General features: G+C 71.8%; 8 protein-coding genes and 1 pseudogene. 1 reads left to right on the plus strand and 8 read right to left on the minus strand.

The features are described 5' to 3' along the window. Positions 1-127: 127 nt before the first annotated feature. Entirely contained in the window at positions 128-826 is a 699-nt protein-coding gene (locus IU476_RS08260) for a siderophore-interacting protein (RefSeq protein WP_195098332.1), read from the plus strand. Between the two features lie 18 nt (positions 827-844). Here IU476_RS08260 and IU476_RS08265 read toward each other — a convergent pair whose 3' ends face one another. From IU476_RS08265 to IU476_RS08300, 8 genes and pseudogenes are all read right to left on the minus strand, one after another. Further along, positions 845-2,575, minus strand: a complete 1,731-nt coding sequence (locus IU476_RS08265) for an ABC transporter ATP-binding protein (RefSeq protein ID WP_195098333.1) — start codon at positions 2,573-2,575, stop codon at positions 845-847. Beyond that, entirely contained in the window at positions 2,572-4,419 is a 1,848-nt protein-coding gene (locus IU476_RS08270) for an ABC transporter ATP-binding protein (protein ID WP_195098334.1), read from the minus strand. Before IU476_RS08270 ends, IU476_RS08265 begins: the two co-directional genes overlap by 4 nt. Further along, positions 4,409-8,854, minus strand: a complete 4,446-nt coding sequence (locus tag IU476_RS08275; RefSeq protein ID WP_195098335.1) for a non-ribosomal peptide synthetase — start codon at positions 8,852-8,854, stop codon at positions 4,409-4,411. The genes IU476_RS08270 and IU476_RS08275 overlap by 11 nt, the downstream gene beginning before the upstream one ends. Further along, a complete protein-coding gene (locus IU476_RS08280; RefSeq protein ID WP_195098336.1) occupies positions 8,851-10,539 on the minus strand; it encodes a condensation domain-containing protein in 1,689 nt (562 codons plus the stop codon). The genes IU476_RS08275 and IU476_RS08280 overlap by 4 nt, the downstream gene beginning before the upstream one ends. A gap of 11 nt (positions 10,540-10,550) precedes the next feature. Further along, entirely contained in the window at positions 10,551-11,558 is a 1,008-nt protein-coding gene (locus IU476_RS08285) for an ABC transporter substrate-binding protein (protein WP_195098338.1), read from the minus strand. After that, on the minus strand, positions 11,555-12,628 hold the full coding sequence (locus IU476_RS08290; protein WP_195098339.1) for an AMP-binding protein: 1,074 nt from the start codon (positions 12,626-12,628) through the stop codon (positions 11,555-11,557). The genes IU476_RS08285 and IU476_RS08290 overlap by 4 nt, the downstream gene beginning before the upstream one ends. A gap of 50 nt (positions 12,629-12,678) precedes the next feature. Beyond that, positions 12,679-15,738, minus strand: a pseudogene (locus IU476_RS08295) (non-ribosomal peptide synthetase); the annotation flags it as partial. Next, positions 15,735-16,676 (minus strand): methionyl-tRNA formyltransferase, encoded by a 942-nt coding sequence (locus IU476_RS08300; RefSeq protein ID WP_195098341.1) that lies wholly within the window; start codon positions 16,674-16,676, stop codon positions 15,735-15,737. The gene IU476_RS08300 and the pseudogene IU476_RS08295, both read right to left, overlap by 4 nt. Positions 16,677-16,681: the final 5 nt, after the last annotated feature.

Below are 16,681 nucleotides of genomic sequence, written 5' to 3' on the forward strand. Positions count from 1 at the left end.
CGGACTCCTCACCGGCCGAGAATCAGCCTTCATCACACACGCAAAGGCTAGGCTTGCCTAACCTCTTGGCATAGTAACGTACGACGCTCGGCGAGACGCGAGTATGTGGTTTGGCTAACCTAACCATATGGGAAAAGGTTTCAACGGGCTCGTTCTGAAGGCATTGCGTGCCGACGACTACCGGCTCACGGTCACGTCCGTGGACCGGATCAGTGACAACTACCTGCGCCTGGGTTTCACCGGCGGCGGCCTGCTGGCCGACCATCCGGTGCATCCCACCCAATGGATCCGCATCTGGTTCCCCGACGAGAAGGGCAACCTGCTGCAGCGCGGCTACACCCTGGTCGACCCCGATCCGGAGCGCGACGCGTTCGACATCGAGTTCGCGCTGCACGGCGGCCCCGCCTCGCGGTGGGCCGAGCGGGCCGCGGTCGGCGACGTCGTCGACGCGACGGTGATGGGCTCGAAATTCGCCGTCCCCGAACCGGTTCCCGCCGAATTCGTCGTCTTCGGCGACACCGCCTCCCTGCCCGCCATCAACTCCCTGCTCGACGCCATCGGCGACACCCCCGCCCGCGTCTGGCTGGAATGGCAATACGAATCCGACCGCACCCTGCCCGTCCGCTCCGGCCCGAAAACCGACATCACCTGGGTGGAACGAGTCAACTACGGCCAACTCCTCCGCCAGGCCGCCGAATCCCTCACCTGCACCCCCACCGCCTTCGGCTGGGCGGCCTGCGACGCGGCCACCACCCGCTCGATAGTCAAGTCCCTCAGAACCAAACTCCCGAAGGAGAACATCGCCGCCCGCGCCTACTGGAAGTAGCGCCGCCCGCTTGACGGGTCAGGCCGGGGCCAGGCGCCAGCCGGTGGCGCGGGAGCGCTCGGTCCAGAATTCGGCGTAGCGGCCGCCGCGGTCGAGAAGTTCGGTGTGGGTGCCCTTTTCGACGATGCGGCCGGATTCGACGAACAGGATCTGGTCGGCGTGCTGGATGGTGGACAGCCGGTGGGCCACCACGACAACGGTTTTGCCCTGGGTGAGTTCGTGGATGCCGCGGACCACCACGGCCTCGCTGTGCGGGTCCAGGGCGCTGGTGGCCTCGTCCAGCAGCACGATCGGGGCGTCCTTGAGCAGGGCACGGGCGATCGAAACACGTTGGCGCTCACCGCCGGACAGGGCAGCGCCGCCCTCGCCGACCGTGGCATTCCAGCCGTCGGGCAGGCGCTCCACGATCTCGTCCACGCGGGCCATCTCGGCGGCGCGGCGCACCTGCTCGGGTGTCGCGTCCGGCCGCCCGATGCGGATGTTCTCCTCGATCGTCCGGTTGAACAGGTACACGTCCTGGAAGACCAGCGAGAGCTGGCGCAGCAGCGTTTCCGAGGGCTGCTCGCGCACGTCGTGCCCGCCCACGGTGATCGCGCCGGAGTCCACGTCGTAGAAGCGCGACGCGAGCCGCAGCAGGGTCGTCTTGCCGCTGCCCGACGGGCCCACGATCGCGGTCGTGGTGCCGCTCGGCACGATGAAAGACGCACCCTCGATGACCTTTTCGCCGTCGCGGTAGCCGAAGTCGACGTCGGTGAAGACGATCTCCGGAGCCCCCGGCTCGACGGGATCGACCGCCTCCCCCAGGTCCCGCACGGCCAGGAATTCGGTGATTCGCCCGGCGGCGTCGGCCGCGCCGCGCAGCGCGTTGCTCAGCTGCGCGGCCCGGTTGATCGGCTCGATGAAGCGGGCGCTCACCGCGATCAACGCGATCGCGGCGGGCACGGCCAGCTCGCCGCCGGTGCCGCGCGCGACGATCACCGAGACCAGGATCAGGAAGACGATCTGCACGCACAGCGCGAAGACCATCAGCCCGGGCACGCTCGCGAAGAGCAGTCGCGTCGAGGCGCGCCGCTGTTCGCGCAGCGCCTCGGACAGCTTCCGGTTGCCGTCGCCGACCGCGCCGAAGGCCCGCAGCACCGGCTGCGCCTGCGCGAATTCGACCACCCGGGCGTTGGATTCGGCCGCCGCCTCGTGCATCCGCTCGTTGGAGCTCGAGAAGCTGTTGTTCGCCCAGCGGCTCACCACCAGCAGGATCGGCAGGCTGATCAGCATGGTCAGCGCGATGCGCCAGTCGATGAACGCGACGCCGATCGCCACGCCCACCGGCACGACCACGGCGGTCACCACCGGCGCCACCAGATACGAGACGACACTGAGGATTTCGCGCACGCCGCCCACGATGATCTTCGAGATCGAGCCGGCGTTGGCGGTGGCGAACCAGCCCAGCGGCAGACTGCTCAGGTGGTCGCCGAGCCGGGTCTGCACGCCGCGCAGCATGCCGACGCCGATGCGCAGCCCGGCCATCGACACCAGGTAGGAGAAGGTCGAGGCGGCGGCCACGGCGACCGCCAGCCACGCCGCCCACCGCCACGCGCCGCCCAGGTCGCCGTCGAACAGCGCCTGCAGCAACGGAATCAGCAGCAGGTAGCCCGCGATCTGACCGAGCGACAGGCCGCCGATGAGGGCCAGGTACCGGGGAATGTGGCGGCGCAGCTCGGCCGGGACGAGCGCAAAGACCTTGGTGATCATCGGGTCTCCCCTTCCACGAGCTGGATCTCGTTGATGGCGGCCTCGTTCGTCTCGAACAGCCGTTGATAGAGCCCGCCGGCTCGCACCAGCGTCGCGTGGTCGCCGTTCTCGACCACGACGCCGTTCTCCAGCACCAGGATTCGGTCCACGCCGGTGATCGTGTGCAGCCGGTGCGCGATCACCAGCACGGTCCGGTCGGCGACCAGCACCGCGAGCGCGTCCTGCACCGCGGCCTCGGATTCGGGGTCGGCGAAGGCCGTGGCCTCGTCGAGCACCAGCACGGGGGTGTCGGCCAGCAGCGTGCGGGCGATGGACAGCCGCTGCGCCTCGCCGCCGGAAAGGACAGCGTCGACCCCGATCTCGGAGTCGTACCCGCGCGGCAGCGCGAGGATGCGATCGTGGATCTGCGCGGCGCGAGCCGCCCGCTCGACGGTCGCGTCGTCGGCGTCCGGCCGGGCCAGCAGGATGTTCTCGCGAATCGTGCCGCGAATCATCCGCACGTCCTGGAGCACGAAACCGACTGTGCGATACAGCTCTTCGGTGGAGAACTCGCGTAGGTCCCGGCCGCCGACGGTGATCCGGCCGGCGGTCACGTCGTAGAAGCGCGGGAGCAGCCGGGCCAGCGTCGACTTGCCGGAGCCGCTGGGACCGACCAGCGCGGTGATGGTGCCCGGCGCCAGTTCGATGTCGATGTCGTGCAGCACCGTCCGGTCCTTGCGGTAGCCGAAGCTCACGTTCTCGAATCGCACGGGCAGCCCGGTCCTGCTCGCCACGCCCGCTCCGGAGCCGCCGGCGGGGGCGGCCAGTTCCGGTGTCTGCTGCAATTCGTGCAGCCGCAGTGCCGCCGCGGCCCCTTCGCGCAGTGCCTGGCCGCCGTAGCCGATGCCGAGCAGCGCGCTGCCCAACCCGATGCCCAGCAACAGGAACGGCAGGATGTCGACCGGCTCGACCCAGTCCAGCTCGACGAATCCGAGCCCCGCCACGACGACGACCAGCATCATGAACAACGGCGTCAGCAGGATCTCCGCCGCCGACTGCAACCGGGTCATCGGGGTCTTCCAGGCCAGCAGGCCGGCAGCGGTCTCGTCGACCGCGTCCTGGAAGGCGTTGTGCGCCTTGCGGGCCTGGCCGAATGCGCGCACCACCTGGATGCCGTCGACGAACTCGATCGTCGACTCCTCGATCTTGCGTTCGGCGGCCACGAAGACACCCAGGCGCTCGCGATGCCCGGGGCCCATCATGGCGGCCAGCGCCCGGGTGTAGAGGAACAGCGGGATCAGCAGGATCAGGGTGAGCCGCCAGTCGACGGTGAAAAGGTAGATCAGCGCGACCAATTGGACGGTCACCGCGCCGACGAAGTCGAGCCGGGCGTGCGCGATCAGATAGTGCAGCGCCTCCACATCGTCCTGGAGGAACTTCTTCACCTCGCCCGAGCTGCGGTCGGTGAACCAGCCCAGCGGCACCCGGGTCAGCTTGGCGGCCAGCAGCTGGCGCAGGGTCAACTGGAACTTCGCGTCCAGCAGATGGGTCCCGACCAGCGCCCCCGCCTCGAGCAACCCGCGCACGATCAGCACGACGACCGCGCTGCTGACCAGCAACCACACGCGGCCCGAATCGGCCGGGGCGGACAGCAATTCGCGGCAGGCCTCGACGATCAGGATGAACGGGACGACGGAGCAGATCGACGCGACCACGATCACCAGGCTCGCCAGCGTGAGCGCGCCGCTCACCGGGGCCAGCATCCGCTTGCGGGCGGCGGCGTCGGCCTTCTTCTGCTGCTTCAGCGCCACTCGATCCGGTTCCAGCGCCTCCGGCGCGGCCTGCTCGACGGTCTCAGCCGTCATGGTCCTGCCCTCCCTCTCTGTGGCTCACCCCGCCGGTGAACCCCGACAATACGGTCAGCCACCGGTCGGTGCGTGCCGCTACTTCCGCCTCGTCCAGCACCGCCGAGTTGATGTCGAACTGCGCGACCAGCACGGGCCGCGAATCCCGCACCACCACGGCGGTATTCACGTCGACGGTGAATCGCAGCGGGAGGTCGGGATGGGCGGCCACACCGAACTCCGAGGTGAACTCCGCCATCGGCACCGGTGTCCACGGCCCGGAGCCGAACCGCAGCACGTCGAATCGGCCCAGGTGGTTGAGCCGGATCTGGCCGCGCGCGGTGAGCGTGCGGTCGGCCAGTGGCGGCCGGCCCGAATCCGGTGTCCAGCCTTCGACTTCCGCGGCGGGCACCAGCACCGTCTCCTCCACCGTGAACCAGCCGACCCGGCGGGTCTCGTCGTCGGCCGAGCGCCCGTGCGACTCCCGGGTCACCGGGACGCGTCCGGCGGCGTCGGCGCTGTCGGCGACGGTGAGCGCGCACGCCGTGAGCAGTGCGTCCTCCAGCGGGACGCCGGCCGCGGCGCAGCGCTCCAGCAGCCGCTCGGTGCGGTCTGGATCCAGTTCCACGGTCCGCTGAATGGCCTTGCCCGCCTTGTCGGTCGACGGATCGGTGAGGCGACCGCCCAGGGGTGCGCCCAGGATCTCCGGGACCGACACCGCGGCAACGGTTTCGGGCTCTTCCGGCCGGTGTTCGTTCGGCGGCTGTGCGCCCTGTTCCAGCTGCCGCAGGTCGTCCAGGAGGAACAGCCAGGACACCACGTCGACGGCGAGGTGGTGAATCGACAGCAGGAGACGGCGTTGCGGGCCTTCGAGGACGGTGGCCGACACCATGCGGCCCGCGCGCGGGTCCAGCCGTGCCACGGTCTCGGCCAGGCGGCCGGCGGGGTCGTGCGCGTCCTCGGCGACCGAGATCAGCTCGCCCACACCGGATTTCTCCGCCACGATCAGCACCGGAACACCGGCGGCGTCTTCGGCCAGGCGGGAGCGCAGCGTCGGGTGCGCGACGGCCAGCGCCTCCAGGCGCTCGACGATCGCCTCGACCGGGACCTCGGCGGGCAGCGTAAGCACCTGGGACTGGGCGAGATACCGATAGTCGCCGTGGGCGATGATCTCGCGGGCCAGGGTGGTCAACGGCAGGACCGTGCCCGCCTGGGTCACCTCCGCCGCGAGTTCGTCTTCCTGGCCGGGCTCGTCCAAGCGACGGGCCAGATCACGTAAATCGGCTGCCGCCAAGACATCTCGCGCCGAAACCCGGTAGCCCGCGCCACGCAGCCGCGACACCAGATCAATCGCGCCGATACTGTCGATGCCGAGATCGAGCAGGCTGTCGAGGATGCCGATGCGCGACTGCGCGCCGTCCGTCATGGCCGCGAGCACGGCCAGCAGGGCGCGCTCGGTGTCGGTTTCCGGTGCGGCGGCCGCGATGTCGCCCGCCGGGCGGGCCAGCAGGGCCGCGGCGGCGTGCCCGTCGAGTTTGTCGTTGCGGTTGAGCGGGATCTCGTCGACGTGCACGATGCGCGTGGGCACCATGAACTGCGGCAGCCGGCGGGCCAGGGCCGAACGGAGGTCGGCGGCGGTCGGCGTCCCGACCACCAAGGCGCCCAGCCGGGTTCGGCCGTTCTCGGTGAACGCCAGTGCGGCGGCGTGCCGCACGCCGTCGAGTTCCCGCAGCACGACGGTCACCTCGTCGGGTTCCACACGATAGCCGTTGATCTTGACCTGGCTGTCGATGCGGCCCTCGTAGGCCACGGTGCCGTCGGCGGCGCGCCGCACGAGATCGCCGGTGCGGTAACGCCTTCCGCCCGCTCCCGCCACGAAGGCCGCCGCGGTGCCGCCCGGCCTGCCGAGATATCCGAGCGCCAGCTGGGGGCCGGACAGGTAGAGCTCGCCGGTACCGCCCGGGGGCACCGGGCGCAGGCGGTGGTCCAGCACCTCGGCCGTCATGCCGTCGAACGGGCGGCCGATGGTCGGCGCGGTGTGCTCGTGCACGTCGGCCATCAGGGCTTCCACCGTGGTCTCGGTCGGGCCGTAGAAGTTGATCACCCGGGTGGTCGGCAGGCCTTGCAGGCGTCGCCAGGTGTCGGGGACGATCGCCTCGCCGCCGAGTGCCAGCACCGCCAGCGGGCAACTCTCACGGCCGTTCTCGGTGCCGAACAGCCCCGCGGCGATCAGCCGGTTCAGCATGGACGGGGAGGTATCGAAGATGTCGATGCCGTGGTCGTCGATGGCGGCCACGATGCGCTCGGCGTCGGTGCGCACCTCGTCGCCGAGGAGCACCACGGTGTGCCCGCTCAGTAGCGCCACCGTCGGCTGCCACGCGGCATCGAACCCCGTCGACCACCCGTGCCCGATCCGCAACTGCCGTCCGACGGTCGCGGCGGTCGGGGCGAAGATCCGCCGCTCATGGTTCGCCCAGTGGTTGAGCAGCGAACCATGGGAAATGGCAACGCCTTTGGGGCGGCCGGTGGTGCCGGAGGTGAAGACCACGTAGAAGGGTGCGTCCGGGTGACCCGCCGAGGCCGCGCGGGCACCGGAGGCGAGTGGCCCTCGCCCCGGAGCGTCGCGGGCTGTCGGATCCGTGCCTTCGCCCCGCGAGCCGGGCGTGGTGACGGCTGCTGCCGAGGCTTCCGCGAAGCGCAGATGGCCGTCGTTGTCGGGAATGCCGTGGCGGCAGTCGATTCCGGCGGAGCGGACCTCCGCCACGACATCGGCGCGCGCCGCGTCGGCCAGAATGATGCGCGCGCCGGAGGTTTCCAGGATGTAGGCGACACGGTCGGCGGGGGTGGCGGGATCGAGGTGCACGCAGGTCGCGCCCGCGTGCCCGATGGCGAAGGGGGCGTGCAGGACTCGGCGGTCGCGGGGCAGCATGACCGCGACGGCGTCACCGGGGCCGACCCCGGCCGCACGCAGCTCCGAAGCCAAAGTCGCTACGGCAGAGCCGAATTCCGCGAAGCTGTGCTCGCCGATCGCGTCGACCACGGCCGTACGACTCCCGGCACCAGCGGCTTTGTCGAGCAGCACGGCCGGGACCCGGCCGAAAGCATGCCGGAATGACGATGGTGACGGGGAGGGCGAGTCGGCGGCGGTGAGGGTGGCGGGCTCGTCGTCGAGGAGGATGTCGACGTCCGAAGCCCGTGCGGCGCGGGCGATTCGCTGGGCCACCGCGAGGACTCGGCGGGCCATCCGGTCGGGGTCGTAGGTTGTCGCGACGTCCGGGCGGGTTTCGACGCGGCAGATCAGGACGCCGTTCTCCAGGACCGGGACGATCGCGAGCGGGTAGTGGCTCGGCGAGTCGACGCGGCGGGGGGTCATCGTCGCGCCGCCGCCCATCGGCATGCCGGCGGTGACCGCGCCCACGGGCGAGTTCTCGAAAACCAGCAGGGTGTCGAACAGCTGGCCCGCGCCCGCGTGCCGGGTGATCTCGGCGATGCCGAGGTATTCGTGGGCACGCAGCCGCGCGACCTCACGTTGCAGCACGGCGCCGATCTCGCCGGGGGCGCGGTCGTCCACCCGGACCCGCACGGGGATGGTGGTGACCAGCGCCCCGACCAGCCGCTCGGCGTGCGGCAGCGACGCGTCCCGGCCGGAGGTGGTCTGGCCGAACACCACGTCGTCGCGTCCGGTGAGCCCGGAAAGGATACGGGCCCAGGCCATTTGCAGCAGCGTGTTGACGGTCAGGCCGTGCCCGCGGGCCCAGGCGACCAGCGTGGCGGTGTTTTCCGCGTCCAGCCGGGCCTCGCCGACGACCGGCAGTTCCACCTCGGCCGGGGCCGGCGGTCCGACCATCGGCATGGGCGCGAGCCCGTCCAGCGCCGCCGCCCAGGCCCGCCCGGACGCCGCGGTGTCGCGGGTCGCCAGCCAGGCGGCGTGCTCGCGCAGCGGCGGCGCGGGCGGCAGCGCCGCGCCGTTGCCGCTGTGCAGCGCGATCAGGTCGGTGAACAGCAGCGGAATGGACCAGCCGTCGATGACGATGTGGTGTGCGGTGCAGACCAATTCGTAGTCGGACTCGCCCACTCGCGCCGCCACCACCCGGAACAACGGTCCGGTGTCGAGATCCAGCGGTTGTCGAGCCTCGTCCCAATACAGCTGTCGCGCAGCCGATTCGGGATCCGCGGCGGTGCGCAGGTCGAGTTCGCGCCAGCCGATCCGGCCGGCCGAGGTGATCAGCAGCACCGGATGCGGTACGTCCTCGGCCAGCACCGACGCCCCGAGATGCGGGTAGCGGTCGAGCAGTTCGTCGAACGCGCGCCGCAGCGCGGGCAGGTCGGCCAGCCCCTCGACGCGCACGGCGAAGGTCACCAGGTACGGGTCGCCCGCGCGCGCAAGGGAACTCACCGAATACAGTCCCCGCTGCAACGGGGACAGCGCGACCACGTCGCGGATCTCGACGGTCACCGGCCGGCGAACTTCTTGCCCAGGGCCTGCAGCGCCGCCGGGTCCAGGCCGGAGGCGCTCATCGGGGCCACCGCCGGTGCGGGAGCCGCCGTGGCCGCCGCGGCGGGATCGGCGGACTCGAGCTGTTCGGCGAGTTCGTACAGGGCCGGGAACTCGAAGACCTTCTGCACGTCGAGGGCGTGCCCCCGCTCGCCGAGCAGGGTGACCAGCCGCAACGCGGCGATGCTGTCGCCGCCGAGCGAGAAGAAGGTGTCCTTGCGCCCGACCTCGTCGTCCTCGTCGAGGTCGAGGATCTCCCGGATCGCGTCGGCCAGCAGCCGCTCGGCGTCGGTGCGCGGCGCGCCGCCCAGCCCGGTCACGCCCGGTTCCGCCGCGGCGTCGCGGGTGAACAGCGAGGGAGCGTCCGGCACCGGGGTCCGCGCGGCATCCGGTGCCTCGATCCACCGCGCGTAGGTCTGCTCGAGAAGCGTTGCGAATCCCGGCGTCTCGGGATGTTCGGCGAGCGCGGGCGCGAAATCGACTGTGACGGTGGCACCGTCGGCGTCGGTCAGCACGTCCACCACCACGTCGACCCCGTGCGGGCGAGCCGTACGCCGGGACAGTTCGCGGACGGTGCGGCCCGTGGCCTCGGGCACGATCGGGGTACCGGGACGCACCGTCACCAGCGCCTGGAACAGCGAACCGCTGGAAACGGCCGCCGCACCTCGCATCTGGTGGGTGAGCCGCTCGATGCGCGTGCCCGTGTGCGCCCGCGCCTCGTCGGCCTGTTCGGCCGTCCGCTCCGCGAGCTGCCGCGGCGATGCGTCGCCGGCCGTGTCGATCCGCAGCACCAGGTGGTTGGTGAAGTTGCCGAGAGCCGTTGCGGCGGCCTCCCGTTCGGGGTCCACGATGCCCACGGCGATGTCGTCGCCCATGCCGCCCGCGCTCAGCGCGTGCGCGACCAGCGCGGCGAACGTGGCCTCGGTGGAGGCGCCGGGCAGCGCGGCGGACGGGACCCGGAACACGCGGCGGGACACCGGCTCGGCGACCGGTTCCGCGTCGGTGAGGTCGGCGCGCTCGGGCAGGTCGGCGAGGCGCTGCAACCAATAGATCAGGCCCGCGTCCTCGGCGGCATTGCCCGCCAGGGTCTTCAGCTGCGCGAGCGCGAACGTGCGGTACTGCGCGCCCGCTGCCGCGGCCGCGCCGTCGTAGGCCGCGAACAACGCCGCCACCAACGCCTCGAGCGACCGGTCGTCGGCGGCCACGGGGTGCACGACGACCGACAGCACGGCACGATCGGGCAAGCGGTGCAGCCGGATTCGCACCGGCAGTTCACCGAGCAGATCGAACCGGTGGGCGGCGTCCGCGCTCAGCGCGTCCGCGAGTGCGGCCGCCGCGGTCTCGACGACCTCGACCACCGACTCGGGCGCGGGGACGACGCGCTGGTACGGAATGCGGCGGTCGCCGGGATAGACGGTGCGCAGAATCTCGTGTTCCGCGATCACCGCGACCGCCGCGCGGTCCAGCGCCGCGGCGTCCGGCGGTGGCGAGATCTCCAGCGCCACAGCCAGATCGGCCGCCGGGACACGGCGCATCCGTTCGGGCAACAGGGCGGCCTGCTGGGCCAGCGTCAGCGGGATGCCGCGCTCCGCGGAGCGCGCACCGGCGGCGGTGCCAGGGGAATTCGGCGCGGGCGAATCAGGCATTGCGGTACCTCTCACTTCCCGACGTTCGCGAGCGTCGGTTCCAGCTTCTCGAGCACGTACGGCACCGACAGCGCGGTCGGCACGTTGATGGCGTTGATCCCGACCATGTCGACGAAGGCGATGCCGCCCTGCCGCACCGACGGCAGATCGCCGTAGCCGGGCAGTTGCTTGAACTTCGCCTCCAGACCCGGCGCCGCGCCGCACACCAGCAGGTCGGCGGTCAGATCACCGAGCCGCTCCGGCGACAGTGCCAGGCGACCGCCGCTGGGCGCCTCGCGCACCAGCTTCTCCGGCATGGTCAGGCCCAGCCGGGTGAACACCTGGGCCGAGCCGTCCTTCGGGTCGGCCAGCACCATCAGCTGGGTGGGCGTGGTGAGCATGCAGGTCAGGAAGGTCTTGCCGTTGAGTCCCGGATGCTTCGCGGCGACGGCGTCGATCTTGCCGTGCACGTCGGCCACCACCTTCTCCGCCTCGGCCTCCTTGTGCAGCGCCTTGCCGAGGGTGGTGGTCTGGTCTTCCCAGGGGTCGATCTGCGCGCCGGTCAGCGGGCCGATGGTCGGGGCCAGCTTGGACAGCTTGTCGTACATGGCCTTGTCCATCAGGTAGCCGGGGGCCACGATGAGGTCCGGGTTCAGCGCGGCGATCTGCTCGGCCAGGTCGCCGCCGGCGGTCAGCGCCTTGGACTGCTGGGCCAACGACTGCGGCAGCCACGGCACCGTCTGGCCGGGCGCGGCGCCCGGAACCAGGTAACCGACGGGCGTGACACCCAGCGCCACCGCGGCGTCCAGCCACTGCGGGCCGATCGTCACGATCCGCTGGGGCGTGCCCTCGATGGTGGCCTTGCCCAGGGTGTGCTCGATGGTCACCGCGTCGCCGGACGCGCTGTCGCCGTCGCCGGATCCGCACGCCGCCGCGCTCAGCGCCAGCCCCAGCGCCGCGGCGGCCAGCGCCGCCCGCCGCGCCGCGGCCCGCGCACGGATCCCGAGGGACCGCTTGGCGGGTGTTCGACCAGGGTTCATAGCGTCAGCTCCTTCGTCATGATCCGCCGCGTACGCGGACCTTCGAACTCGTCCTCGAGTACCAGCCACCCGTCGGCGGACCAGCGCGCCCGCGCACCGGTCCGGTACAGCCGGGGCGGAATGCCTTCGACCGGAAAGGGATCCGCGACGAAACGGCTCGCCGCGGGCCGGTCGCGATCCTCCATCAATGCCGCGCCGCCCGCGTAGACCTCGCCGACGACGCCGGGCGGCACCGGCTGTCCGTAGTCGTCCAGGACCAGCAGCCGGGCCCCGGGAATGGGCCGCGCGCGCCCGCTGCCGTCGAGCGGGCCGCGCGCGACGGCCCCGGCGTACACCGGCAGCGTGTAGCCGAAGCTGGCCACCGCGTCCGGGGACAGGGCGCGCAACCGGGCGCACAGCGTTGCCGGGCAACGGGTTCCGACGACATCCCAGCGCCGCACCCCCGGCAGGCGGGTGACCCCGCGCAGCTCGGACAGGCTCGTGGCCGGCGCGACCACGTGGGTGACCGACCGCGCCGCGATCAGCTCGGCCAGCGCCACCGGGTCGTCGCGTTCGGCCGGGGTCGGGACCACCAGCGTCGCGCCGTCCGCGACCGCGGCCAGCAGTTCGATCAGCGCGCACACGCTGTCCCACGGCGCGACCACCAGCCGCACCTCGGCGAAGCCCACTGCGGGATCGACCCGCTCCCAACGCCTTTCGGCCGCCACGGCGCGCCGGTCGGCGACCGCCACGGCCACGGCGCGGGCGGTCAGCGCCGCGTCGCCGAGCCGGATCAGGGAGCCGTCGTGGGCCGCGACCATCGCCAGCAGCCGCACGGCCGCGCCGACGCCGTCGGCCGTTGTCGCACCGGCCCGGGCGCGCACCCGCGCGAACAGCTCGCCGTAGTCGAGGGATTCGCCGCCGGAGTGCACCGCGGGGCGCACGACCGGCACCGTCCACCCGCGTCGCAGCAGCCGGGCGATGCCCACCACATCCGACGGCTCGACGCCGGTCGCCCATTCGTCGAGCAGCCGCCGCCGCTGCCCCGAATCGACAGCGACCCTTGTGGTTTCCGACAGCACACTGGTCATCAGCCAACCTCCAGCGGTGTGTTGCGAGCGGCGGCCGCCTCCACCAGGGCCGCCAGGCCACCGACGGTCGGCGTCTCGAACAGCACCCGGACCGCCACCTCGACATCGAACTCGGCGTGGATCGCGGCCAGCAGCCGCGCCGCCAGCAGGGAGTGGCCACCGAGGTCGAAGAACGAGTCGTCCGCGCCGACCCGGTCGACGCCGAACAGCTCACCGAACAGCTCGGCGAGCCGGATCTCGGTGGCCGTCACCGGCTCCCGGTACAGCTCGACGCCCGCGCGGGCCGGCCGCGGCAGCGCGCGCCGGTCGAGCTTGCCGTGCTCGGTGAGCGGGATCTCCTCGATCACCGCGAAGGCCGTGGGCACCATGTACTCCGGCAGCACGGCCGCCGCGTGCGCGCGCACCGCGTCGACCTCGACGACGGCTCCGTCGTGCGGCACCAGGTAGGCCGCCAGCACCGTGCCGAACTCCTTGTCCGGCAAGGCCGTCGCCACACACTGGGCGACGGCGGGGTGGCTCGCGACGGTCGCCTCCACCTCGCCGAGTTCGATCCGGTAACCGCGCACCTTCACCTGTTCGTCGGCGCGGCCGAGGAATTCGAGTTCGCCGCGCACATTGCGCCGCGCCAGGTCGCCGGTGCGGTAGAGCCGCCGTCCCGGCTGGAACGGGTCGGCCACGAAGCGCTCCGCGGTCGCCGCGGACCGGCCCAGGTAGCCGCGCGCCAATTGCGTGCCGCCGAGGTAGATCTCGCCCACGACGCCCGCCGGCACCAGCTGGAGCCGTTCGTCGAGCAGATAGACGTACACGTTGCGGTTGGGGTGGCCGATCGGGACGATCCGGGTGCCCTGCGGTCCGTCGACCGTCAGGTGGGTCGCCGAGACCACCGCCTCGGTGGGGCCGTAGTGGTTGCGCAGTTCGGCGTCGAACACGCCCGCGAACCGGTCGGCCACCTCGCCGTGCAGCGCCTCGCCGCCGACGGGGACGTGCCGCAGCGCCCGCCACTCGTTGACCTCCGGCAGCATCAGGAAGGTGCGCAGCAGCGAGGGCACCATGTGCAGCACGGTCACCCCGCAGCGCGCGATCAGGTCGGCGACGTACGGAATGTCGCGGAAGGCGTCCGGCTTCGGAACCACCAGGCAGGCACCGAGACTCAGCGTGACGAACAGGTCGAGCAGGGAGGCGTCGAAGCTCACCGAGGACGATTGCAGCAGGCGGTCCCGGGCACTCATCCCCCACTGCGCGCGGAAGCCGATCACGTGGTCGGCGATCGCGGCGTGGGCGACCGGCACACCCTTCGGGACGCCGGTGGATCCGGAGGTGTAGATGACGTACGCGAGATTGTCCGGGCGCAGCGGGCGCACCCGGTCGGCGTCGGTCGGCGCGTGCTCCGGGAGCGCGGCCGCGGACTCCTCGGCCGCCCGTAACTCGGTGTGCCCCAGCACGAGTCCCGGCCGCGCGTCGGCGACCAGGAGAGCGATCCGCTCCTCCGGATAGGCCGGGTCGATCGGCAGGTAGGCGGCGCCCGCCTTCAGCACGGCCAGCACCGCCACGACGAAGTCCACCGAGGTGGTCAGCCGCAGGCCCACCAGGTCCTCGGCGCCGACCCCCTGGCGAATCAGGCCGTGCGCCAACCGGTTCGCGCGCCGGTCGAGCTGGTCGTAGCGGTATTCGCGGTCACCGGCCACCGTGTCGACGAGCGCGGTGGCGTCCGGTGCGGCGGCGACCCGCTCCTCGAACAACGCCACCAGCGTGGTGGGTTCGGCCGCCACGAGTTCCCCGTGCGACCGAGCCAGGATGCCCGCGCGGTCCTCGCCGCCGAACATGTCGAGGTCGCCGATCCGCCGCCGCGGGTCGGCCGGCGCGGTCTCCAGCAGGCGGACGTAGTGCGCGAGCAGCTGTTCGACGATTCGGTCCTCGAACAGGTCGGCCTGATACTCGGCCTCGACGCGGGCGCCCGCCGCGTCCAGGACGACGGTGACCGACAACGGGATTCGGGTGCTCGGTCCACCCAGCTCCAGCAGCTCGGACTCGACGCCGTCGAGCGCGAAGCACGCCGGTCGCTCACGCACCTCGAAGGCGGCGCGCACCAGCTGTTCCAGGCCGTCGCGGCCGCCGCCGCGCTCGGGATTCACGGCACGGATCACGCGATCGATGCCCACGCCGCGATGGGTCCACGCGGCGGACACCGCATCGGTCACGGCGGCGGTGGTTTCGGCGAAGGTATCGGTGGGGTGTACCGCGGCCCGCAGCAGCAGCGAGTTGCCGAAGTACCCGATGCCCTCGCGGCCGCCGCGCAGCGAAACCGGCACGGAGACCAGGAAATCCGTGGCCGCGGTGTAGCGGTGCAGCAGCATGTCGTAGGCCGCGAGCAACACCGCGAACAGCGTCGTGCCCCGCGCCCGCGCGAAAGCCTCGGCACGCTCGACGAGTCGGGGCGACAGGTCCCGCGCGCGCCGCTCGGCCCGCGGCGACACCGACGCGACGGGCACCGATCGGGCCGGCAGCTCCAGCGGCTGCGGCAGCGGGCGCAGCGTCCGGCGCCAGTACTCGACCCCGTCTTCGCTTGCGGCGCTGTGATCTTCGACGGATGCGGGGACCGGGCCGAGCGTGGCGCCGTTGTATGCCCGGCTCACCTCGTCACAGCACACCCGCCAGGACTCGTCGTCCCAGCCGATGGCATGCGCGATCAGCGCGAACACGTAATCGTCCGGGGCCGTGCGGATCAGCAGGCAGCGCAGCGGCGACTCCGCGGTCAGGTCGAAGGGGCGGCCGGCCGCCCGCCGCACCAGCACCTCCAGGCGGCGCGCCTGCCCGGCGCCGGTCAGCTCGGCGACGTCCAGCTCTTGCCACGCCGGGGTCACCGTGCCGGGCACCACCCGATACGGCTCCCCCTCGGCGTCGGAAACGTAGGTGCTGCACAGGATCTCGTGCCGCACGGCCAGCGCGGTGAGCGCCGACCGCAGCCGGTCGACGGCCACGGCCCCGCGCAGCCGGTACACGGCGCAGCGATGGAGTGTGGTGTCCTCGGGATCGCGCGTCTGCAGGAACCAGACGCGACGCGGGCCCGCCGACAGCGGTGTCCCGCGCGCGCCGCTGTCCTGGCCGCTCATGCCGGCGCGTCGGTGAGATAGCCACCGCGCGCGAAGAATTCGGCGGCGTCGTGCTCGCGGCCGTCGGCGGTGCGGACCCGGGTGATCAGCAGGCCGCGGTTGCGGCCGCGGTGGGCGTCGGGACCGCAGACCACCACGCCGCCGCCCTCCACCACCACGACGCGCCCCGGCGTGCCGCCATAGCGGGCCTCGGACAGCGTCGAGGCGAGGATCTCCACCTTCTCGCCGCGATAATAGGAGAACGCCCGCGGATACGGCTCCGACAGCGCCCGCACGAAACGCTCCAGATCGACCGCGTCCCAGTGCCAGTCGATGCGGCTGTCGCGCTCCGAACGCTTGTGGAAGTAGGTGCGCTCGGCGTTGTTCTGCGGACGCCACTCGGCGGTGCCGGATTCGATGGCGTGCAGCGCCTCCTCGATCGCGCCCGGGATGAGATCCATTCCGGCGAGCACCAATTCGGTGCCGGTCGCAGTCGGGCCGATCGGCAGGGAGCGCTGCACCAGGATGTCGCCGGCGTCGAGCCGGTCGTCCATCCGGTGCACGGTCAGCCCGAACTCGGACTCGCCGCTGATCAGCGCCCACAGCACCGGGGAGAATCCGGTGAACCGCGGCAGCAGCGAATCGTGCAGGTTCAGCGTGCCGTGCGGCGGCATGGCGTACAGCTCGCGCGGCATCCAGGTGTACCAGCTGTTCACCACGATGACGTCCGGCTCGGCCCGCTTCACCAGATCGATGGTCGCGGCGTCGGCCCGCTCCGTCAGATGCACCGGAATGCCGTGCTCACGAGCCAATTCCTCGACCGAATCGGACCAGATTCCCTTGTAGGAGTGCTCGCTGGCGGGGTGGGTCACAGCGAGCACCACTTCGTGGTCGGAATCGATCAGAGCCTGTAGCGTTCTGCGGCCCCAGGTCTGAAAGCCGAACGACACGATACGCATGAAAA

Origin of the sequence: Nocardia blacklockiae (assembly GCF_015477355.1) — a bacterium.
Taxonomy (GTDB): Bacteria; Actinomycetota; Actinomycetes; order Mycobacteriales; family Mycobacteriaceae; genus Nocardia; species Nocardia blacklockiae.

Bases quoted from the DNA above. Each gene is read 5' to 3' on its own strand.
- IU476_RS08260 (WP_195098332.1), top strand. From the start codon at position 128: ATGGGAAAAGGTTTCAACGGGCTCGTTCTGAAGGCATTGCGTGCCGAC.
- IU476_RS08265 (WP_195098333.1), bottom strand. From the start codon at position 2,575: ATGATCACCAAGGTCTTTGCGCTCGTCCCGGCCGAGCTGCGCCGCCAC.
- IU476_RS08270 (WP_195098334.1), bottom strand. From the start codon at position 4,419: ATGACGGCTGAGACCGTCGAGCAGGCCGCGCCGGAGGCGCTGGAACCG.
- IU476_RS08280 (WP_195098336.1), bottom strand. From the start codon at position 10,539: ATGCCTGATTCGCCCGCGCCGAATTCCCCTGGCACCGCCGCCGGTGCG.
- IU476_RS08285 (WP_195098338.1), bottom strand. From the start codon at position 11,558: ATGAACCCTGGTCGAACACCCGCCAAGCGGTCCCTCGGGATCCGTGCG.
- IU476_RS08290 (WP_195098339.1), bottom strand. From the start codon at position 12,628: ATGACCAGTGTGCTGTCGGAAACCACAAGGGTCGCTGTCGATTCGGGG.
- IU476_RS08300 (WP_195098341.1), bottom strand. From the start codon at position 16,676: ATGCGTATCGTGTCGTTCGGCTTTCAGACCTGGGGCCGCAGAACGCTA.